Genomic DNA, 19502 nt, shown 5'->3' on the forward strand with positions numbered 1-19502 from the left:
AAAAAAGCGTTTAAACTATAGCTTTAACTAATACCTTAATCAATTTTATTTTTTTTACGCTCAAATTGTAACAATCTAAGTATTCTACTCACCTATATAAGGAATCATTAAAACAATTAAATCATGACCTCACACGAAATAGATTACCGAATTTACGGAGAAGAAATGCAATATGTTGAAATAGAACTGGATCCTCAAGAAGGTGTTATTGCCGAATCTGGAAGTTTTATGATGATGGATGACGGTATTAAAATGGACACCATTTTTGGAGATGGCTCACAGAAAGATTCAGGATTTTTAGGCAAAATTTTAGGCGCAGGAAAGCGTATTCTTACCGGAGAAAGTTTGTTTATGACCGCTTTTTATAACAATCTTACCGGAAAACGAAACGTATCCTTTGCTTCACCTTATCCTGGTAAAATTATTCCTATAGATTTAACCGAATATGGCGGGAAATTTATTTGTCAGAAAGATGCTTTTCTATGTGCTGCTAAAGGCGTAAGCGTTGGGATAGAATTTTCTAAAAAACTAGGTCGAGGCCTCTTTGGAGGAGAAGGATTTATTATGCAAAAATTAGAAGGTGACGGTATGGCCTTCGTACATGCCGGTGGAACCACAGCTGTGAAAACCTTAGCGCCAGGGGAAACCTTACGCGTTGATACAGGATGTATTATTGGGTTTACCCAAGGTATTGATTATGATGTTGAATTTATAGGAGGAATTAAGAATTCTATTTTTGGAGGTGAAGGCTTATTTTTTGCCAAATTACAAGGTCCAGGAAAAGTTTACATTCAATCCTTGCCGTTTAGTCGTCTTGCAGGACGTGTGTTGGCATCAATTCCTAATGGTGGGAAATCTAAAGGAGAAGGAAGTATCCTTGGTGGCATAGGAAATCTCTTAGATGGTGATAATCAGTTCTAAATAGATTTTTTTTTGTAAAAAGCTTTTAATCAGTTATTTATATTGTGTGAATTGTCTGATTTTTCTTAGGGGTTCAGCGGTGAAACTGAAAGCTTTAACATAATAAGCTGTTAAACTTATTTGTAGGTAAATTGAAATTAGAAAAAATTGCTATCTTTAAATCAGAAAAGAGAAATAATAGCTTATAGTCGAAAATTACTTTTTTTATTAACTTAAAAACTTAAATTACTTATGGCGCGAGCAATGTTCGAGTATACTAAAACTGTACTCAATAAAGTAAGTTTTGATGCGAGATTATTTTGCAGGGAAGTGCAAAAGGCTGCAAGACGCTTATTACCACATGAATTAGAGGAATTACGAATCTTTATTGATTCACTCATCAACCAAAATCCGGAATTAAATCAGTGTTTGATTTATTTAAAAGCATAAAAAAAGCGGCTCTATAAGAGTCGCTTTTTTTTATATACATTATTGCTAGTTGAGCTAGAAAGCTTACTTCGCCTTAGGACTAATAATTTCTACATTTTGGAACGCAATAGCTCCACGAATAATTCCAGAAATAATATTGTGCATAGCATCAATAATTTGCATTTTTAATTCACTTTTGTGGTAAATAATACTCACCTCTCTTGCCGGAGAAGGCTCTGAAAAGTGTCTTAAATGTGTGCTTAAGGTTTCGCGCATATCTAAGGTGTGTAAATAGGGGAGAAGCGTCATTCCCATTCCTTCGTTAGAAAGTTTTATTAGGGTTTCAATACTGCCACTCTCTAATTGAAACGTCTCATCAATTTGGTCTTTAAAGGTTTTACATAAGTTAATGACCCCATCTCTAAAACAATGGCCGTCTTCTAAGAGTAGCATGTCATCAATATCCAGATCAGAAGTTTCAATGGTCTTCTTTTCTACTAAGCGATGATTATCTGGGATATAAGCCACAAACGGTTCGTAGTAAAGCACACGTTCTTTAATATTATCACTTTCTAAAGGCGTAGCGGCAATAGCGGCATCTAAATGGCCATCGCTAATACGCGTTAAGATTTCTTCAGTGGTAAGCTCTTCTATTTTAAGTTTTACTTTGGGATATTTTTTTATAAAACTCTTTAAAAACATCGGGAGTAGGGTGGGCATAATTGTAGGAATAATTCCTAATCTAAATTCGCCACCAATAAATCCCTTTTGTTGGTCTACAATATCTTGTATGCGGTCCGCTTCATTGACAATATTTCTCGCTTGATAAACTATTTTGCGTCCTACATCGGTTAATTCTATAGGTTTTTTTCCTCTATCAAAAATAATAACGTCAAGTTCATCCTCTAACTTCTGAATTTGAGTACTTAACGTGGGTTGTGTTACAAAGCATTTTTCGGCAGCTTTGGTAAAATTTTTATGTTCGGCTATGGCTAAAGCATATTTTAGTTGCGTAATGGTCATGGCTATTAATTTAGACTATAAAAGTATAAAAAGTATTCATTGTAGCTATGATAAATTCCGCCTAAAAATCTGTAAATTTGAAGTAACAAAAAACAGATATCATGACACTAAATAGTATAGGTTTAGATACCAAAAAAACAAAAGTATTAGCAGACGATTTAAATCAACTTCTAGCAAACTTTCAGTTGTATTACCAAAATTTAAGAGGAATTCACTGGAATATTAAAGGACGTGGATTTTTTGATTTACATGTTAAGTTTGAAGAATTATACACGGATGCCAACCTTAAAGTTGATGAAATTGCAGAACGTATTTTAACTTTAGGGGCAACACCATTACACACTTTTGAAGATTATACAAAAGCAGCGAAAGTTCCTGTAGGAAAAGATATTTCCAAGGATGAAAAGGCAGTAGAACTTATTGTAGAATCTTTAAGTGAGCTTTTAAAAATGGAGCGTTCTATATTAGAAACGGCTGGTGATGCTAATGACGAAGGAACCAACTCAATGATGAGTGATTTTATCACGGAACAAGAAAAAACAGTTTGGATGATGAAAGCTTGGTTAGGAGAAACAGTATAAGCTTGCTCTCAACATTATTCGAAAATAAAAAAAGACTGCTCTAAGGCAGTCTTTTTTTATGGGGTTATGATTTAAAGTCTTTTCTAAAAACGGATATTAAAACTAAGGTCGTCTTCTTTAACTTCAAATTTTGCGCTGTCGTATTGTGGCGGCCCCATAGACATATCATTATTAGACATTCCATAAGCTTCTAAGGGCATTCCGTTGGCGCTAAAATCTATACGATTATTTAAGTTTTCATCATGAAGTGCCATAATCGCATAGGTTCCGGGTTTAACATTGTTAAAGATGAGGCTAACTTTTCTGTCACTAATCACACTTTTGGCGTTCATAATACCATTACCTTTCATAAAGGTGTCTTCGGTATGAAGCGCCATGGTGACGTTCCCTTTATTGTTTGGGACATTGTCTATAGTGACGGTAATGGTGATGCCTTGGTCTTGTGCGTGACCCATAGCAAACATAAAAATAAAGGCGAAGATAAGGAGTGTGGTTTTCATAATCATACAGTTTTAAAGGTTAGAAAATAAATGCTGTTGTTATTTCTATTTCAAATATCATGAAAATGCTGTGGTGGAGGATTATTTCATTTTCTGAACTGTTGAATCTTCAGGATGAAGTGTATAGGAAAGAAATTTAGATCCTCAAGAATAAAATAAAAAGTCTTTATTTTGGCAAAGAAGTTACTCAGGTAAAGATTACAAAACGAAGGCCAAACCTCTATTTTTAAAAGGATATTCTTCAAATTATAAGGGATACTCGTTTGTGTGGGTTTAATTTACAATAAACCACGCGCTTTAATTTCTAAATATTTGTTGATGGTTTTTATGGTAAGTTGCTCCGGCGCTGTTAAAATAGTTTGAATGCCATATTTTTGAAGTTCTTTTACCATTAGGCGTTTTTCAACTGCAAATTTTTCACCAATGGTTTTATGGTAAATGCTCTGTAAATCTTCAGGATTCGTGTTAATAAGCGTATCGAGCTCGGTGTTTTCAAACAAAACCACCACCAACATGTGTTTTTTAGAAATGGCTTGTAGGTAAGGGAGTTGCCGTTTTAAAGCACTCATATGTTCAAAATTAGTATACAATAAGAGTAAACTACGATGCGTCACTTTACGTTTTAATTGTGCATAAAGCAGTCCGAAATCACTATCTGTATACAGGGTATTAATATTATATAAGCGGTCTAAAATTAGATTAAGATGAGTGAGTTTTTGTACGGCAGGTAAAAACGTTTCAATTTTTTTAGAAAATGAAATAAGTCCAATTTTATCGTGCTTTTTCAATGCCACATTACTAAAGGCTAAACTCGAATTTATAGCGTAATCCAATAATTTCAGTCCGTTAAAAGGCATTTTCATCACCCGGCCTGTGTCTATTATAGAATAGATGGGTTGCGATTTTTCATCTTGAAATTGGTTGACCATTAACTGTCCGCGTTTGGCTGTTGCTTTCCAGTTCACCGTTCTAAAATCATCCCCTTGTGTATAGTCTTTAATCTGTTCAAATTCCGAAGTATGGCCTATTCTCCTAATCTTTTTTAGTCCAAATTCAGTTAAAGCATTACTGATGGCTAAAAAGTCATACTGCTGCATCTGAATAATGGAAGGGTAGACCATTACCATTTGCTGATCTTGAAATTGATAACGCCTTTTTACAATTTTCAGTAGCGATGATGCAAAAATGTTTAGATGTCCAAAATAATATTCCCCACGATCTACAGGCCTTACAAGATAATCAAGATCATGATTTTCATTTGGCATTAATGTAGTTTGGTATAAAAAATCACGTTTTTGAAACTGCACAGGAAGCTCATCAATAACCGTGATATAGGTTTTAAATCCGTAGGAGTTTTGAACGGTAATAGGAACCAAATTTTGATCGCTATTAGAAAACTTGTCGGGTAAAAGACGTCTGGCCTTAATGGCTTGCCTTGGTTGATAAAGTAACCCCAAATCAATAACGAGCAACACCAAAAGGATACAACATAAGATCCAAGCAATCGGATAAAAAATCGGAAACCAATAAGATAAAAGAAAGCAAGCGGAAGCCAATGCTATATAAATATAGAATTGTTTATGGATGTATAAGGACTTAAAAAACGTCATGGGTTGCTTAGAACTAATGGGAGTAAGGCAATTATCTCGGAACCTCTACAGATTGTACAATCATTTCAATAACATTCTCTGTGGTCATGCCTTCCATTTCGCGTTCTGGCGTTAAAATAATACGGTGGTTTAATACCGGATTAAGGGCTTTTTTTACATCTTCAGGAATTACAAAGTCACGTCCGTTTATCGCTGCAAAAGCTTTAGCCGTATTTAAAATTGCAATTGATGCACGTGGGGAACCGCCTAAATATAAATGAGGATGATTTCTTGTTTTAGACACCAATTGGGCGATATAGCTTATAATTTTTTCTTCCACTAAAACGGCCTGTGTTTTTTGTTTGTAATCTTCAAGCGCTGTGGTATCTAAAATAGCATCGATGCGTGTTTGTGGCTTTTCGCCTTTACGCTCGTGATGTGAGGCTATAATTTTAATTTCGTCTTCCAAGCTTGGATAGCCGACCTTAATTTTAAAAATAAAACGATCTAATTGCGCTTCCGGAAGGGCATAGGTCCCTTCTTGCTCAATAGGGTTTTGTGTGGCCAATACCATAAAGGGCGCTGCAAAATTATAGGTATGCCCATCAATAGTCGCTTGACGCTCTTCCATGGTTTCAAATAAGGCCGCTTGGGTTTTTGCAGGCGCTCTATTGATCTCATCAATGAGGACGATGTTAGAAAAAATAGGCCCTTTTTTAAATTCGAATTCAGATGATTTCATATTTAAAATAGACGTTCCTAAAACATCGCTAGGCATTAAATCTGGCGTAAATTGAATACGGCTAAAGTCCGTCTGTAACACTTTAGCAAAAAGTTTAGCGGTTACCGTTTTAGCAATCCCAGGTACTCCTTCAATTAAAACATGACCATCTGCAAGTAGGGCAACAATGAGCAGTTCTACAAATTGATCTTGCCCAATAATCACCTTTCTTAATTCGGCCTTAATCGCTTCTACAGCATTTTTTAAGTCTTCTAAAGGTATTCTATTGTCAAAACTTACGGCGTCTTGTTCTATGTTCTTTTCTTCTTCCATTGGTTATGAGATTTAAATTGTGCGATCAAAGTATGTAAACGTTTTAACTCGGTAGCGCTAATTTGTGGTTTATGAGTTAAGGTTTCAATACACGCAAATAAGGTTTTAGTGTCTTCTATACTATTGTTGCTTCGTGCCGCTAAATGCTTTATAAAGGTTGAATTTATTTCTGAAGTTGGCAAATGAAGTGTGGTTCTTATATATTCTAAAAAGTGCTGAATTTGATGCTCAGATAGCGTTTTATGCTTTTCACTTTCATAATACATATTAGCAATGGTACGGGTAAAACTAAGGGTCTGATTTTTTAAGGGCGTTATAATCGGAATGGCGCGTTGCTTGCGTTTTCCTTCAAAAATAATATAGATCAGTGCCCCTATTAAAACAAGGTAATAGGCCCATTTTAAGGAAGGCGTATTTAAAAATAGATACATCGGTGAGGTGTAAAATGTTTTTCCATTTTTATAATAGGTGTCTATATAAACAGAGCGATTCTGGTCAATATATGATAAGAGCCCAGCGGTATAGCTTGCGTTAGGAGATTTCAGTATAAAATAATTAGTAAAGCCCTGAGGAAATGTACTTAAGATAATTTTACCTTTACCAAAAGGTTGTTTTATACCGCTAATCAGCGCATCTTTAAGGGGAGGGTGGTCTTCTCTATACGTGTCAATTAGCCCGATAACAGTAGTCTTTAGGGTGTCGATTTCACTAAAATAATAAAACTCGTTTGGGCGGTCGTAACGATAAGTTTTTTCGGGGTTTAGAGCGGGATGCACGAGTTGTACTTGATATTCATTATTGAAATTATCAAGAGGATTTAGGCGTTCCGTTTTTAAATTTAACGTATCTAATAACGCGGTCTCAAAATTTTCAGCGGCTACCATTAGCGTATTGCCTTTCTCTACCCAACTAAGTAAGCTGTTTAACTCGTCTTTACCAAAGGAAATTCCTCCATTATAAAAAAGGTAAGTCCCTTCGATATCATGTTGTTTTAGGTATTCAAAAGGAGGACGATCTAGTGGTACTACCTTATTATTTATCTCACTTAGCTGCTCATTAAAAATATAAGACCCTAAAGGAATTTTATGATGTAAGGCATACGAAGGAAACCAATTTATAGCCTTGGGTTTGCTCATTTCGAGCGCAACAATCCCTAGAATAGTGACTGAAATTAAGATGATATAGAGCTTTGTTTTTTTGCTCATTTTTTGGCTATACTGTGATTAAGATGTTCAAAAGGACGTTTTAAGTTTTCAAATTTTAAAGCATCGATATAAAATTCGCCATACCAAACATAGTCATAGATTCTAGTGATATTTTTAAATTCAGATTTAAGCTGTTCTTTACCAATTTCAAGAATATAATCTTCATTAGTCTTTTGGGGTTGCCATGCAATATGTTCGTTTTCCGAAAGGTGTTTTAAAGCCCATAAATAATAATAGCGAATGGCGAGTCTGTAATTATTTTGCCCTATCGCCTCTTGTATTAGCGTTGGAATATCTTCATTTTTTATAATTTGTTCTTCCTCGGTAAAGGCCACAGAAGCCTGTGCTTTGGCTTTATTAATGAGTTTATTTGAATTTACTTTTAAGAAAAACCGAATCAGTAAATACACTAAGAAAGCTAAAAGAAGGTACGGAAGAATTATGAATACCACATACAGAAATCCTGTAGCTGTACCCACACCAAATATAGATTCCCAAAATTTCCTCAACGCATTTTGAGCCCAACGGTAAGCTTTTTTAAAAATATTTTCTTCCACTTCAACTTCTGTGTAGTTAAAGTCTTTATCAGCTTTGTAAGTCTCGAGATCGGCTTCACTAATGGTTTGTTTTTCTATAGGCGCATCATCGTATTTTACGGATTGCATGGCTTGTTGGGCAACTGAAAATTGCCCAAAACAAAAACATATAAGGAAGCCGATAATAAAATGCATTTATTCGTCTATTTTACCAATGTCACTGATACGATCATAAGTCCCTGTGAAATTTACTTTTTCATGGAGGTGGAAATAGATAACAGCCCCAGCAATCATAAGAATAGTATTCAATAAAAACTGAAAAAAGGTGTTGAGAACGTTAAGCACTATAAGAACGGGATCTGCAGAAAACGTATTAAGATTAGCCGGATCTATTTCACCAGCAAAAATACCTGTACTTACTAAAGCATATATAATAGAGGGTACTGAAAACACTAAGCCAAGGACATAGTAAATAATACCTATCACGATGAAGGATCCGAAAGCCGTCCAAAAATCAGCATGGGCTAAAGTAAAACTCTGACTAAAGGCTTCTGTAGTAGAACGACGTGGTTCAAAAACATAAATACTAAAAACAATAGCCATAGGAATCATGGCGTAAAATACAGGGAGAACACAAAGCATTGTGGCAAAAAATAGCGTTACCCCTTTTAAGAAACTAAGCCCAAAAAACGACCAAAAAGATTGGTGAACATTGGTTTTTATTTCAGCAGGGTCTACAGCACCTTTATGATCTACATAAGATTTTATATAGAATAGGGTGGTCGCTGCGGTGAGGATATAAGCCGCTATAGCTGAAATTATATAGATTAAAGCCACAGCAATCGTAATAAAAATACCACTAGAAGCATTTCCAAAAGAAGCTAAATTAACAATATCGCCAACCGTATAGTTATAAGCCGCAAGCGATATCATAAAAATAAGAATAGCAGGTCCTGCAATATTAAACAGCGTTTTTATAAAGGGCTTAAATTCATTTCTAAGGAATCCGAAGGTGTCACTTAAAATAGCATTAAAATCGCGTTGTTTTCTAAATTCAATATAGGCTTTATTCATCGTTTTTAAGAGTTGGTTTAAGGTTGAGTTCTATGTTGGTTTTGAGTAATGCGTTTTGTTGTAATTCTCGGTTTAATTTAATAGGGTAAAATACGTAGTAAAATAGGATTAATCCTAAAGAACTTGTAATAATTAAAAGGGCAAGCCAATCGGGCATTTCGGTATGTCGCGTAACAAATCCTTCTAAAAAGCCCGCAATTATAAAAAATGGAATGGTGCTTATTAATATTTTTAAGCCATTAATTACGCCGCGTTTAAAAGCTTCAAGTCGGGGCAGTGTTCCTGTGAATAACATTCCATTTCCCATGACCAATCCGGCGGCTCCTGCAATTATAATGACAGAGATTTCAATAGTACCGTGAATCCAGATTGTTCGGGCCGATTCCCACAACAGGCCTTGATCGTAAAAAAAGTATTGAAAACCACCTAACATAATACCGTTTTGCATCATAAAATAGAGGGAGCCTATCCCTAATAAAATACCATAACCGAAAGCGAAAAGGGCGACTTTTATATTATTTAAGGTAATGCCTAAAAACATATGAAATTCCCCTTGTTCTTTATAAATGGCCATGGGGTCTCCTTTTTCAATATTTTCTAAGGTCGTATTAACGTACGCGTCATTAAGACCAAAGGATCTTACAAAATCGGCATCTGTAGCTGTGGAGTAAGCGCCAATAAAAACAAAAAAAGCAAAAGTGAGAAAGGTAATTAGAAGCTCGCGATGATGCTGATAAAAGAGTGTTGGAAATTCAGTTTTAAAAAAGGAGATGATCCTGTTTTTAGGTTCCTTTTTAGTTTTATAAATAATTTGATGTGCTTGCGAAGCCAATTGGTTAAGGTAGCGTTCCGTATTGCTATGGGCGTAAAAGGTTTTAGCATAACTCAAATGATCGGTCACCTCAATATATAAGTCGGAAAGTAAATTAGGATCTAAATGCTTTTTATTTTTGAGAATGTTTTCAAATTCTAACCATTTATCTTTATTTTGCTTTACAAAAGCCGCTTCACGCATTATATTCCCATTTAGACGTTCAAAGTAAAGAAAATATGGATGAATTTCAAATAGAAACAGCCCAAAATGTAGGGATCAATCAAAATGTCGCAAGTATCGGGGATAGAATGCTCGGTTATCTTATTGATAGCGCGATTATTTTAATCTATACTATTGGAGTGATATTGTTATTAACGAGTTTAGATTTAGATATGGCAGAGCTTTGGCCGCTATATTTGTTAGTCTCTCTACCAGCGTTTCTTTATTATGTTTTACTCGAAACATTTTTTAATGGTCAGACCGTCGGTAAATCCCTATTAAAAACAAGAGTGGTTAAAATAGATGGCTCTCCACCTAGCTTTGCGAATTATTTTGTGCGGTGGATATTGCGTATTATTGATGTGGCCTTAACCTCTGGAGGTATTGCAGCGTTTACAATCTTAATAAAAGGGAATGGTCAGCGCTTAGGAGATATGGCCGCCGGAACTACCGTAATTAGTGAAAAACAAAACCTCACTATTGACGATACGTTAATTAAAGAACTTCCTGATAACTATGTGCCAACCTATAGCCAGGTGACTGTGTTTAGCGATAAGGATATGCAGAGTATAAAACTCTTATATAATGAGGCGCTACGAAAGGGGCAACATAATATTATTTTAAACTTGCATCATCGTTTAATAAAAGTCTTGGCTATTGAAACCGATGAAAAACCTGTGGATTTCGTTGCTAAGGTCATTAAAGATTACAACTACTACACGCAAAATATGTAAATTCAGAGGACTTTGTTTCCTGTTTTTAAGGCGCTTGATTCTATAAACTAAATCGGTTTTAGGGGGCTTGATTTTCACCCTAAGAAACCTTTAACATTCTCTTCGGGCGCAATCCAATTATAATCCTAGTTTTGCAAACAGAAAGACGGGTTTAAATTTTTAAATAGAAGCTTATGTTTATTCAGATCGTAGATTTACTAGGAACCATCGCCTTTGCTATTTCGGGGGCATTAATTGCTATGAATAAGCGGATGGATCCTTTTGGAGTCTTAATTATATCGTTTGTTACCGCTGTTGGTGGAGGTACACTTCGTGATGTTATGATTGGAATTGAACCGGTCTCGTGGATGCGAAACATGACTTTTGTTTACGTCATTATAGGGTCTGCAACCTTTGCCGTTATTATAAGAAAACGCATTAGTTACCTTTTAAAATCACTATTTTTATTTGATACCATTGGTATAGGTCTTTATACCGTGGTAGGCATTGAAACCGGACTTGTTGCAGGATTGCACCCCGTAATTTGTATTGCTATGGGCACCATGACCGCTTGTTTTGGAGGTGTTGTAAGAGATACTTTATGTAATGAGATTCCTGTGATCTTTAGAGAGGAAATCTATGCGACGGCCTGTATTTTAGGTGGAATGACTTATTTTTTACTTCTCCAATTTTTTGAAGACCGCAATTATCTATTTATAATCGCTGGTCTTGTGGTGATTATTATTCGCTTAGTAGCAGTACGTTTCAAAATTAGTCTCCCTAGTTTGTATAAAAGCGAAGACGAGTAGCTAAGGTTAATTAGCCGCATAATCGTTTAAAGCTTTTTCTAAGATTTGAAGCGCTTCTTTTTGACTTCCATAACCTTTAGATTTTAAGAGGTCTGAAGCCTTGTAATTGGTGAACCATAGGGCTATGATTTCTGAAATGCCTTGGTAATTTTTGTCTAATTCTGAAATGGAATTCATTGTGTACATCACCGAGGTGTCAGATACGGCGATGAGTTTATGGTCTTGTTCCCCCCTGTCGGTTAAATATAAAAGGCCTATAATTTTACATCTTAGGATCTCGCCACGTTGCGCCGGTGGCCCAAGAACAAGAATATCTAAAGGATCTCCATCGCCACCGCCATGTTTTGGTAACAGGGTTTTCGGAATCATACCATAATTTCCTGGGTAGCCTAAATAATTAATTTTTCGAGGGGTGTCTTCAATCAGTTCCCATTCAATTTGTCCTGTATTTTTATTCAGTTCCCACTTATCTATTGTTCCTGCCGGAATTTCAATAACGGCATTAACTTGGGCGTCTTCAAATTGAGGGTCAATATCTGTTAATAAATTGAGGTGGTCATCCTCGTGAAAGGGTTTAATAATTTGTTCGGAGGTCGTATTCGTATTGGAAAAATTACAGCTCGTGACTAAGGCCATAAGAGAAATTATAATAGAATAGCGTGTGGCTTTGTTCATAATCGTAGGTTTTGGGGATTGTGTTAAGCATGGCCTCGTACAAAAAGGCTTTGTCTAATTTAAGCAATTTGTAGCTAATATCCTATATAACGTAAAATTGGCGTCTTCTATTTTTTAAAATTCAAATAAATTAAGAATTATAATCTGAATTTGGGATTAGAGTAAAGTGGAGTCGTCCTAAATCAATAGGGTAGAGCGTGTTTTTATAGGTTTGAAGTTTCCAAATACTGTCGTTGTGAGGTTGTGTTTTGAAAAAATCGAGTTCTATAGAATAAAAAAGAATCCTTAAGGTTTAATGTTGGGTTGGGTTTGCTTTATTCCTGAATAAATAAAAGCTCCCCGTCTTAAACGTCTTAAGGATTTTTTAATAAAATAATTTGTTTTTGTAAGCGGCTAAAGCGTTGGGATAACGTGGTTTTTAACGCTCACAAAATAGCATGCTATAATGCGGATTCTAGAACAGGAAAGCCACGATCTCTCATTAAGGCTTCAATTTTAGCATCACGTCCTCTAAATTTTCGGTAAGCTTCTGCAGGGTCCATAGCGTTACGTGGTGCAAATAAATATTTTACAAGTTTCTCTGCCACTTCCTTATCGTAAAAGCCACCTTCAGCTTCTCTAAAAGCTTCAGAAGCATCACTCGTTAAAACATCAGCCCACATATAACCGTAATACGCAGTAGCATAGCCTTCCCCTGAAAACACATGACCAAAATGCGGCGTTCTATGACGCATTGGTAATTCTTTTGGCATGCCTAGTTCATCTAAAGTTTGACGTTCAAATTTGTCTATATCTATAGTTGTTGGGTCTGCTAAGTGCAGTTTCATATCGATTAAAGCCGAGGCTAAATATTCCGTGGTTCCAAAGCCTTGATTAAAAGTGGCTGCTTTTTTTATTTTTTCAACTAAAGCCTGCGGAATTGGTTCTCCTGTCTTATAGTGAACTAAATAGTTGTTAATGACCTTGTCTGTAGATAACCAACGTTCTAATAATTGCGATTGAAACTCGGTATAATCTCTTACACCACCGTTAAGGGTTGGATACTTTACATCGGCAGAAAAGAAGTGTAGGGCATGACCAAATTCGTGAAAAAAGGTAGTTGCGTCATCCCAAGAGACTAAAACAGCTTCTCCTGGTGCTGGTTTTACAAAGTTTGAATTGTTAGAGGCTAAAACATTCATTTCGCCATCAAAAGAAGCGGCACTTCTATAGGTTGTTGCCCAAGCACCAGAACGTTTGCCTTGGCGTGCATAAGGGTCTAAATACCATAAGCCTATAGATTTTTCGGTTGTCTTATCTGTAACTTCCCAAACTTTTACATCTTCATGAAATACCGGTACAGAACCATCCGTAATAGGGGTGAAGTTGTAATTAAAAAGTTCTCCGGCAACAAAAAACATGGCTTCCGTTAATTTGTCTAATTGAAGGTACTGCTTCACTTCATCGCTATCGAGATCGTATTTTTTCTGACGTACTTTTTCAGCATAAAAACGGTAATCCCAAGGCGCAATGGTAATGTCGTCTCCACGTTCATCTGCAACGGCTTGCATGTCTGCAACTTCTTCTTTAACACGTGCTGTTGCTGCAGGCCAAACAGCCATCATTAAGTCCATAGCATTCTCTGGCGTTTTTGCCATACGATCTTGTAAACGCCATTCGGCATAATTATCATAGCCCATAAGGCCAACACGTTCTTTACGTAGTTTTAAAATTTTAGCAATAATGGCGTTATTATCATTTTCATCGCCATTATCTCCACGCGAATAGTAGTTTTCCCAAACCTGCTTTCTTAAGGCACGTTCAGTAGAATAAGTTAAAAAAGGATCCATAGAAGAACGCGTATTTGTAATCGCATAAAGTCCCTCTTTACCTTTGTCGGTAGCAATTTTTGCTGCTGATTTTATAAACCCTTCCGATAAACCACCTAATTGTTGGTCGTTTAAATAGGTGATATAATGCTCTTCATCATGCAATACATGGTTAGAAAAATCGGTATATAAAGAGGCTAATTCTTTATTGATTGCTGCGTAACGTTTTTTCTTAGCGGCATTAAGATTAGCGCCGTTCATTTCAAACTGCTTGTAGGTTAATTCTACTACACGTTGGGCTTCTGGCTCTAAAGGTGATTTCAATGACGCTTCATATACGGTTTTTATACGTTGAAATAAGGCTTCATTTTGTGAAATTTTAGATCTGAATTCAGAAAGTTTTGGTGCTAATTCTGCTTGCACGGTTCTAAATTCTGGCGATGATACGTTACTTCCCATAACGCCGTAATAGGAGGATACCCGGTCTAAGGTTTTACCAGCGCGTTCCATAGCGACGATTGTATTTTCAAAAGTCGGATCGGCTTCGTTTTTTGCAATCGCTTCAATCTCTTCAAGTTGTTCCGCCATAGCTGTTTCCATAGCAGGTTTTATGGCTTCTACAGAGAGTTTGTCAAATGCAGGAACTCCCCTGTAAGGGCCTGTCCATTCTTGGGTAAGTACATTATCGCTCATGGCTTTTTCTGAGGGTTTAGCACCATCTTCTTTGCAGCTTACTAAAAGAATAAGACTGTAAAAAAGCGTTGTGGTTATGGATTTAGAGGTCATAAAAATGGTTTTATTTTTTTATAGGGTTAGGGATATAAATGAGCAAACAAGATACTGAAATTACCGTGTTTTTTCATCATATATCATAATAATTTCTTGGCTATGCCATAGTCTGTAAAGTCTACGTTGAAGAAGGCGCTTTATAAATTTAACAACGGAAACAAAGCAGAGAGAAGGGCTTCTTAAACTGTGAATTAAGTTAAAAATTACAGCCCTAAAAAAGCATTGGTATTTGCTAGACTAATCTATCAGCTCTACTTTTCTAATATACACATTACTTAGAGGCCAATCGCCTTCATCGGTTTTTACATTCGCAATGGCATCTATAACATCCATTCCGGAAGTTACTTCACCAAAAACGGTATAGTCGCCATCTAAATACTTAGCGCCACCTTCGCGTTGAATAATAAAAAATTGAAAAGGAGAGGCTAGTTTATAAGCATTTTCAATTTCGCTACTTGGCATGGAAACGGCGCCTCGCTTGTGGGTATATCCGCGTTTTGTATCTGGAGGAAGAAGGTAGTGTCCAATTTTTTGTCTTCGTTTTGCAATATTGTAATCATCACTGCTTCCGCCTTGGATCACAAAGTTTTTCACCACGCGGTAAAATTGTGTACCGTCAAAATAGTTGCGTTTGGTAAGGTAGACAAAATTGGCCCTGTGAAATTTGGTCTTATCGTAGAGTTGAATTTCAATAACCCCAAAATCAGTAGTGATTTTAACTTTGTTTTCAGAATGTGCTTTCTCGTAATCTAAGAAGAATTCCATTGCATTGGCATCGGTTAAAAGAGGAAATTCGGGTTCTTTAACTTCCTTCGTTATGGTTTTATTTTTAGAAGCTGATGAATCGTTTACTATTGGAGCCTCTTTTTTATGTTTTGAAGTTTGCTTATCTTCACAATTCATAAGTAATAATCCCATTCCAACACATAGTGGAAATAATAATTTAACGCTCATAAATGTTATTTAGTCGGTTTTTAGAATCTGTAGTAAAAATAAAACATCTTGAGCTTTTTGGCGAAGACTCTCACGCCAAAATGTCTCCTCCATACCGCTTAGATTTATCTGAAAAAATGAAATCAAAGTCTAAGACCGCTAGAAAAGCAGCAGTTATGGCTTTGTTTTATCCTAAACCAGATGATGAAACGTATTTGGTTCTTATTTTACGAAAAACCTATAAAGGAGTGCATTCGGCCCAAGTAGGATTTCCGGGAGGGAAATATGAAGATGCTGATCAGGGGGATTTACAAGAAACGGCTATCCGAGAGACCGAAGAAGAAATAGGTGTCTCTAGAACTCATATTGAGGTTTTAAAAGCGATGTCTTCAATTTATATCCCGCCGAGTAACTTTATGGTTTATCCTTATGTTGGAATTTCTAAAGAATATTTAATTTTCACAAAACAAGACGAAGAGGTCGAGGCCATTATTGAAGTCAAGCTCAGTGATTTTTTAAGCGATGATAGTGTTTTAACCGCAAGAGTACCAACGTCTTTTAATGTGGAGGTTGATGTGCCTGCATTTAATTTTAATGGACATATTGTGTGGGGCGCCACAGCAATGATGCTTGGTGAGATTAAAGACTTGTTAAAAACCGTCCTATAATTTAACATTATGTTTACATTTGTGTTTAAAATGTAAATCATATTATGGGATTATTTAAAAGAAATCCTTTTGGACATATATTGTGGGTAAAGAAATGGTTAATTAGAGTCTTAGGGGCTTTAACGCATCGTAGATTTAGAGGTTTTAATGAACTACAGATTGAAGGTTCTGAAATTATCAAAGATTTACCTGAAACTAACGTTCTATTTATTTCCAATCATCAAACTTATTTCGCAGATGTTATTGCGATGTTTCATGTATTTAACGCGAGTTTAAGTAACCGTGAAGATTCTATTAAAAATATAGGATATTTATGGAATCCTAAGCTTAATGTGTATTATGTGGCCGCTAAGGAAACCATGAGGTCTGGACTTTTACCTAAAATTTTGGCTTATGTAGGGTCTATTAGTATAGAGCGTACATGGCGATCTCAAGGTAAAGATATTAACCGACAAGTAAAGATGAGTGATATTTCTAGTATTGGAAAAGCGCTTAACGACGGTTGGGTTATTACCTTTCCTCAAGGGACAACAACCCCTTTTAAACCGATTAGAAAAGGAACTGCCCATATTATAAAACGCTACAAACCTGTAGTAGTCCCTATTGTTATTGATGGTTTTAGACGTTCTTTTGATAAAAAAGGATTACGTGTGAAGAAAAAGAATATTTTTCAAACTTTTGAAATTAAAGCACCATTAGAAATCGATTACGATAACGAGTCTATTGACAGTATTGTAGAGAAAATAGAATACGCTATTGAGCAACACCCTTCTTTCTTAAAGGTTATTCCGCAAGATGTTTTAGAAGAAAATGAGCGTTTAAATCAGGAATTAAGAGATATGTAAAAAAACTCTTAAAGGTTTATGGCTGAAATGAGACCTGTGTTTTTAGATGATAATCTAAGGCTAAGCCTCTAATGGGTTGTCTTGTGAATTCATAAAAAAAATACGACGTGAACGATAACATCAGAACATCAGAATAGCGTTAAGTCTATTATTTGCACTGATCATTTTGGTTTTTAAGCATTTAATACTTGCTGATGTTCTGGCGACGATTATCATTTTAACGATATTGATATCCTAAAATATAGTCGCATTAGAACCACTAAATCTGTTTTAATCTATTACTTATCCTGGATTTTGATTTCAGGATTTGTGATTTACATAAGGCACGTAAGCCTAGTATTCTGGTCTCCATTAATTATTATTTTCCTTATTAAAATTTCGATTCTCCTTTTATCCTATTTTAGGTATAGAAGACTTTACGTGACTAAAACAAGTTTAGGTTATCTGTGGCTAACAAGTTTAGTTCTTTATTTATCGGAACTTATCTCGAATTCTACACATGGATTTGGAGCACTATGCTTAAATCTAGCAGTCATTTCTGCAATTGAAAGTGTGGTGATCCTTATATTTCAAAAAAACAAGTCGCTTACCAACCAAGTATTATAAATACTATTACCTGCAACAACTTACACAACAAATAACGCGTGTTGTGCTTGTATGAAAATTTCTTCGGAATTACTTCTCCTTCGATTCTTTTTTGATAAATTAGTTCCCTAACTACGAGACTAATTTATACCAATTGTTAGCAATTGTATAGAAAACAGAAGCGCAAGTAAGAACAGAGTTATCCAAAATGGGGTGGCATAAACCCAAGACCAAGTCGAAGTATTTGAATTCTTAGGCGCATTTCAAGACGCAACAGAATTTAGACGAATGGAATAATATACCACTAGTCTCAACGGTGTTATACGTAAACGGCTTATAGCTTCAATCCAAAACCATTCAGTTTACCGCGTGTTCTATAACGGTTATAAAATGTCTAAGCGGTTATACTTCAAGCTTTTTTAACTCATTGTAATTTCTATTTAAACGCTTAATAAGAATACCGTAGATTAACTTATAGAACAACCATATAAATCCTAAAAACAAACCTGTAATTCCTAAAGTAATTAAAAGGATTACGGCTATTTGAGATGTAGAGGCCGCACTAAGTTTTTCGTAAAGCTCTGGGTGGTTGCTAATAGAAAAGGCTAGTGACACCGGAATACTAATAAAGGCAATAAGAAGATTATAGAGCACGTAGTATTTAATTATTTTCCGAGTCTTCAAAATACTTTCCATTAACTTTTTCGCATTATCCGTCACCGAGATGGCTTTATGAGCACTCCATAATAGGTATACAAATAAAATGATAACCGCATAACTTAAGATGTTTAAGCCAATGTAAACCCAGCTATGACTCATCTCTTCAAGTTGTGCCTTCATCTGATCGGAAAGGACCAGAGGTAGAAAATTAATTAAAATCCAAAACACCAATTCTGCCATACTGATGTAGAAAAGCGTTTTTACAATATTTGAGGACTTCTTATGACTCATTTCATAGATATCATGATCTGAGAAGGTCTTATAGGTGTCGTTGGATTTTTTCCAATCCTTTTTTAATAATTCTAATTCATCCATAATCTTACGGATTTAGTATGGTTCTTAATTTCTTTTTCACACGATTCATTTTCACTCTTGCATTGACTTCCGTAATACCTAATGTCGCGCTAATTTCCTTGTAATCTTTGTCTTCTAAATACAAAAATACCAAGGCTTTTTCAATATCATTGAGTTGATGTACAGCTTGATATAATAATTTTAACTGTTGTTCTTCTGTGTCATCGTACTCTTCAGCCTTAATTTTAAATTCTACACTGTCAAATTCTTGCGTATTAATTCGACGTTTCGATTTTCTATATAATGTAATGGCTGTATTTAGGCCAACACGGTACATCCATGTACTAAATTTTGCCTCACCTCTAAATTTAGGGTAAGCACGCCATAATTGGATGGTAATTTCTTGGAACAAATCGTTATGCGCATCAACATTGTTGGTGTACAATCGGCACACTTTATGGACAATGTTTTGATGTTTTTGCAATTGTTCTACAAAACTATGTTCTAGTTCTTTGTTCAATTGATATAGTCGGTTGGTTAACCCATTAGTAGAAGAAGTTCAAGGTTTGTTACAAAAAAATAAAAATATTCTCTATTAAAATTATGTTTTACAATGAGCGACTCCATTTTAGGGTCTATTTGTAGCATTACCGGCTTATTTTTTATTGTCCTATTGTGATTTTAAATCATAAAAATTATTAAATTTTTAATATTCATAGTTAATTTTAAAGGTCTTTGT

The 19502-nt window shown here is 35.4% G+C and carries 20 protein-coding genes; 7 read left to right on the forward strand and 13 right to left on the reverse strand.

Annotated features, from left to right (window positions below):
- The first annotated feature begins 123 nt into the window (after positions 1-123).
- Both DFQ08_RS06525 and DFQ08_RS06530 read left to right on the forward strand, forming a co-directional pair.
- Positions 124-921, forward strand: a complete 798-nt coding sequence (locus DFQ08_RS06525) for a TIGR00266 family protein (protein WP_114309009.1) — start codon at positions 124-126, stop codon at positions 919-921.
- A gap of 231 nt (positions 922-1152) precedes the next feature.
- The gene (locus DFQ08_RS06530; RefSeq protein WP_114309010.1) at positions 1153-1350 is read left to right on the forward strand and encodes a hypothetical protein; all 198 of its coding nucleotides are present in this window, start codon (positions 1153-1155) and stop codon (positions 1348-1350) included.
- 63 nt (positions 1351-1413) lie between these two features.
- Here the strand turns inward: DFQ08_RS06530 and DFQ08_RS06535 are convergent, their stop codons facing one another.
- Positions 1414-2352 carry a LysR family transcriptional regulator gene (locus DFQ08_RS06535; RefSeq protein WP_114309011.1) on the reverse strand — a complete coding sequence of 313 codons (939 nt, stop codon included), beginning with the start codon at positions 2350-2352 and terminating at the stop codon, positions 1414-1416.
- A 101-nt stretch (positions 2353-2453) separates the two neighbouring features.
- Between DFQ08_RS06535 and DFQ08_RS06540 the strand changes: the two genes are divergently transcribed.
- Positions 2454-2933 carry a Dps family protein gene (locus DFQ08_RS06540; RefSeq protein WP_114309012.1) on the forward strand — a complete coding sequence of 160 codons (480 nt, stop codon included), beginning with the start codon at positions 2454-2456 and terminating at the stop codon, positions 2931-2933.
- Between the two features lie 83 nt (positions 2934-3016).
- On the opposite strand, the gene DFQ08_RS06545 is transcribed toward DFQ08_RS06540, so the two are convergent.
- The 7 genes from DFQ08_RS06545 to DFQ08_RS06575 all read right to left on the reverse strand — a co-directional run bounded on the left by DFQ08_RS06545 (position 3017) and on the right by DFQ08_RS06575 (position 9906).
- On the reverse strand, positions 3017-3433 hold the full coding sequence (locus DFQ08_RS06545; protein ID WP_114309013.1) for a DUF2141 domain-containing protein: 417 nt from the start codon (positions 3431-3433) through the stop codon (positions 3017-3019).
- A gap of 278 nt (positions 3434-3711) precedes the next feature.
- A complete protein-coding gene (locus DFQ08_RS06550; protein WP_114309014.1) occupies positions 3712-5043 on the reverse strand; it encodes a DUF58 domain-containing protein in 1332 nt (443 codons plus the stop codon).
- A gap of 31 nt (positions 5044-5074) precedes the next feature.
- Positions 5075-6076 carry an AAA family ATPase gene (locus DFQ08_RS06555; protein WP_114309015.1) on the reverse strand — a complete coding sequence of 334 codons (1002 nt, stop codon included), beginning with the start codon at positions 6074-6076 and terminating at the stop codon, positions 5075-5077.
- On the reverse strand, positions 6055-7281 hold the full coding sequence (locus DFQ08_RS06560) for a DUF4350 domain-containing protein (RefSeq protein WP_114309016.1): 1227 nt from the start codon (positions 7279-7281) through the stop codon (positions 6055-6057). Before DFQ08_RS06560 ends, DFQ08_RS06555 begins: the two co-directional genes overlap by 22 nt.
- The gene (locus tag DFQ08_RS06565; RefSeq protein ID WP_114309017.1) at positions 7278-8012 is read right to left on the reverse strand and encodes a DUF4129 domain-containing protein; all 735 of its coding nucleotides are present in this window, start codon (positions 8010-8012) and stop codon (positions 7278-7280) included. The genes DFQ08_RS06560 and DFQ08_RS06565 overlap by 4 nt, the downstream gene beginning before the upstream one ends.
- The gene (locus DFQ08_RS06570; RefSeq protein WP_114309018.1) at positions 8013-8891 is read right to left on the reverse strand and encodes a hypothetical protein; all 879 of its coding nucleotides are present in this window, start codon (positions 8889-8891) and stop codon (positions 8013-8015) included.
- Positions 8884-9906 carry a stage II sporulation protein M gene (locus tag DFQ08_RS06575; protein WP_114309019.1) on the reverse strand — a complete coding sequence of 341 codons (1023 nt, stop codon included), beginning with the start codon at positions 9904-9906 and terminating at the stop codon, positions 8884-8886. The genes DFQ08_RS06570 and DFQ08_RS06575 overlap by 8 nt, the downstream gene beginning before the upstream one ends.
- A gap of 35 nt (positions 9907-9941) precedes the next feature.
- On the opposite strand from DFQ08_RS06575, the gene DFQ08_RS06580 reads away from it, so the two are divergent.
- Both DFQ08_RS06580 and DFQ08_RS06585 read left to right on the forward strand, forming a co-directional pair.
- Positions 9942-10658 carry an RDD family protein gene (locus DFQ08_RS06580; RefSeq protein WP_114309020.1) on the forward strand — a complete coding sequence of 239 codons (717 nt, stop codon included), beginning with the start codon at positions 9942-9944 and terminating at the stop codon, positions 10656-10658.
- Between the two features lie 173 nt (positions 10659-10831).
- Entirely contained in the window at positions 10832-11446 is a 615-nt protein-coding gene (locus DFQ08_RS06585; protein WP_114309021.1) for a trimeric intracellular cation channel family protein, read from the forward strand.
- 6 nt (positions 11447-11452) lie between these two features.
- On the opposite strand, the gene DFQ08_RS06590 is transcribed toward DFQ08_RS06585, so the two are convergent.
- From DFQ08_RS06590 to DFQ08_RS06600, 3 genes are all read right to left on the reverse strand, one after another.
- Positions 11453-12121 carry an inorganic diphosphatase gene (locus DFQ08_RS06590; RefSeq protein WP_114309022.1) on the reverse strand — a complete coding sequence of 223 codons (669 nt, stop codon included), beginning with the start codon at positions 12119-12121 and terminating at the stop codon, positions 11453-11455.
- A 440-nt stretch (positions 12122-12561) separates the two neighbouring features.
- The gene (locus DFQ08_RS06595; RefSeq protein ID WP_114309023.1) at positions 12562-14715 is read right to left on the reverse strand and encodes a M3 family metallopeptidase; all 2154 of its coding nucleotides are present in this window, start codon (positions 14713-14715) and stop codon (positions 12562-12564) included.
- A 240-nt stretch (positions 14716-14955) separates the two neighbouring features.
- Positions 14956-15672: a peptidylprolyl isomerase gene (locus DFQ08_RS06600; protein ID WP_114309024.1), complete on the reverse strand. Its 717-nt coding sequence runs from the start codon at positions 15670-15672 to the stop codon at positions 14956-14958.
- A gap of 2 nt (positions 15673-15674) precedes the next feature.
- Between DFQ08_RS06600 and DFQ08_RS06605 the strand changes: the two genes are divergently transcribed.
- Both DFQ08_RS06605 and DFQ08_RS06610 read left to right on the forward strand, forming a co-directional pair.
- Complete coding sequence (locus tag DFQ08_RS06605) at positions 15675-16319, forward strand: NUDIX hydrolase (RefSeq protein WP_114309025.1); 645 nt, start codon at positions 15675-15677, stop codon at positions 16317-16319.
- Between the two features lie 44 nt (positions 16320-16363).
- Positions 16364-17164, forward strand: coding sequence for a lysophospholipid acyltransferase family protein (locus DFQ08_RS06610; protein WP_114309026.1), 801 nt, complete (start codon positions 16364-16366; stop codon positions 17162-17164).
- Between the two features lie 987 nt (positions 17165-18151).
- Here the strand turns inward: DFQ08_RS06610 and DFQ08_RS06615 are convergent.
- Both DFQ08_RS06615 and DFQ08_RS06620 read right to left on the reverse strand, forming a co-directional pair.
- A complete protein-coding gene (locus DFQ08_RS06615; protein ID WP_114309027.1) occupies positions 18152-18784 on the reverse strand; it encodes a hypothetical protein in 633 nt (210 codons plus the stop codon).
- A gap of 4 nt (positions 18785-18788) precedes the next feature.
- Complete coding sequence (locus DFQ08_RS06620; protein WP_114309028.1) at positions 18789-19283, reverse strand: RNA polymerase sigma factor; 495 nt, start codon at positions 19281-19283, stop codon at positions 18789-18791.
- Positions 19284-19502: the final 219 nt, after the last annotated feature.

It is taken from the genome of Winogradskyella arenosi (assembly GCF_003337305.1).
GTDB classification, from domain to species: Bacteria; Bacteroidota; Bacteroidia; order Flavobacteriales; family Flavobacteriaceae; genus Winogradskyella; species Winogradskyella arenosi.

Bases quoted from the DNA above. Each gene is read 5' to 3' on its own strand.
- DFQ08_RS06560 (WP_114309016.1), bottom strand. From the start codon at position 7,281: ATGAGCAAAAAAACAAAGCTCTATATCATCTTAATTTCAGTCACTATT.
- DFQ08_RS06590 (WP_114309022.1), bottom strand. From the start codon at position 12,121: ATGAACAAAGCCACACGCTATTCTATTATAATTTCTCTTATGGCCTTA.
- DFQ08_RS06585 (WP_114309021.1), top strand. From the start codon at position 10,832: ATGTTTATTCAGATCGTAGATTTACTAGGAACCATCGCCTTTGCTATT.
- DFQ08_RS06580 (WP_114309020.1), top strand. From the start codon at position 9,942: ATGGATGAATTTCAAATAGAAACAGCCCAAAATGTAGGGATCAATCAA.
- DFQ08_RS06525 (WP_114309009.1), top strand. From the start codon at position 124: ATGACCTCACACGAAATAGATTACCGAATTTACGGAGAAGAAATGCAA.
- DFQ08_RS06610 (WP_114309026.1), top strand. From the start codon at position 16,364: ATGGGATTATTTAAAAGAAATCCTTTTGGACATATATTGTGGGTAAAG.
- DFQ08_RS06600 (WP_114309024.1), bottom strand. From the start codon at position 15,672: ATGAGCGTTAAATTATTATTTCCACTATGTGTTGGAATGGGATTATTA.
- DFQ08_RS06615 (WP_114309027.1), bottom strand. From the start codon at position 18,784: ATGGATGAATTAGAATTATTAAAAAAGGATTGGAAAAAATCCAACGAC.
- DFQ08_RS06545 (WP_114309013.1), bottom strand. From the start codon at position 3,433: ATGAAAACCACACTCCTTATCTTCGCCTTTATTTTTATGTTTGCTATG.
- DFQ08_RS06570 (WP_114309018.1), bottom strand. From the start codon at position 8,891: ATGAATAAAGCCTATATTGAATTTAGAAAACAACGCGATTTTAATGCT.
- DFQ08_RS06565 (WP_114309017.1), bottom strand. From the start codon at position 8,012: ATGCATTTTATTATCGGCTTCCTTATATGTTTTTGTTTTGGGCAATTT.
- DFQ08_RS06605 (WP_114309025.1), top strand. From the start codon at position 15,675: ATGTTATTTAGTCGGTTTTTAGAATCTGTAGTAAAAATAAAACATCTT.
- DFQ08_RS06530 (WP_114309010.1), top strand. From the start codon at position 1,153: ATGGCGCGAGCAATGTTCGAGTATACTAAAACTGTACTCAATAAAGTA.
- DFQ08_RS06575 (WP_114309019.1), bottom strand. From the start codon at position 9,906: ATGCGTGAAGCGGCTTTTGTAAAGCAAAATAAAGATAAATGGTTAGAA.
- DFQ08_RS06550 (WP_114309014.1), bottom strand. From the start codon at position 5,043: ATGACGTTTTTTAAGTCCTTATACATCCATAAACAATTCTATATTTAT.
- DFQ08_RS06595 (WP_114309023.1), bottom strand. From the start codon at position 14,715: ATGACCTCTAAATCCATAACCACAACGCTTTTTTACAGTCTTATTCTT.
- DFQ08_RS06555 (WP_114309015.1), bottom strand. From the start codon at position 6,076: ATGGAAGAAGAAAAGAACATAGAACAAGACGCCGTAAGTTTTGACAAT.
- DFQ08_RS06535 (WP_114309011.1), bottom strand. From the start codon at position 2,352: ATGACCATTACGCAACTAAAATATGCTTTAGCCATAGCCGAACATAAA.
- DFQ08_RS06540 (WP_114309012.1), top strand. From the start codon at position 2,454: ATGACACTAAATAGTATAGGTTTAGATACCAAAAAAACAAAAGTATTA.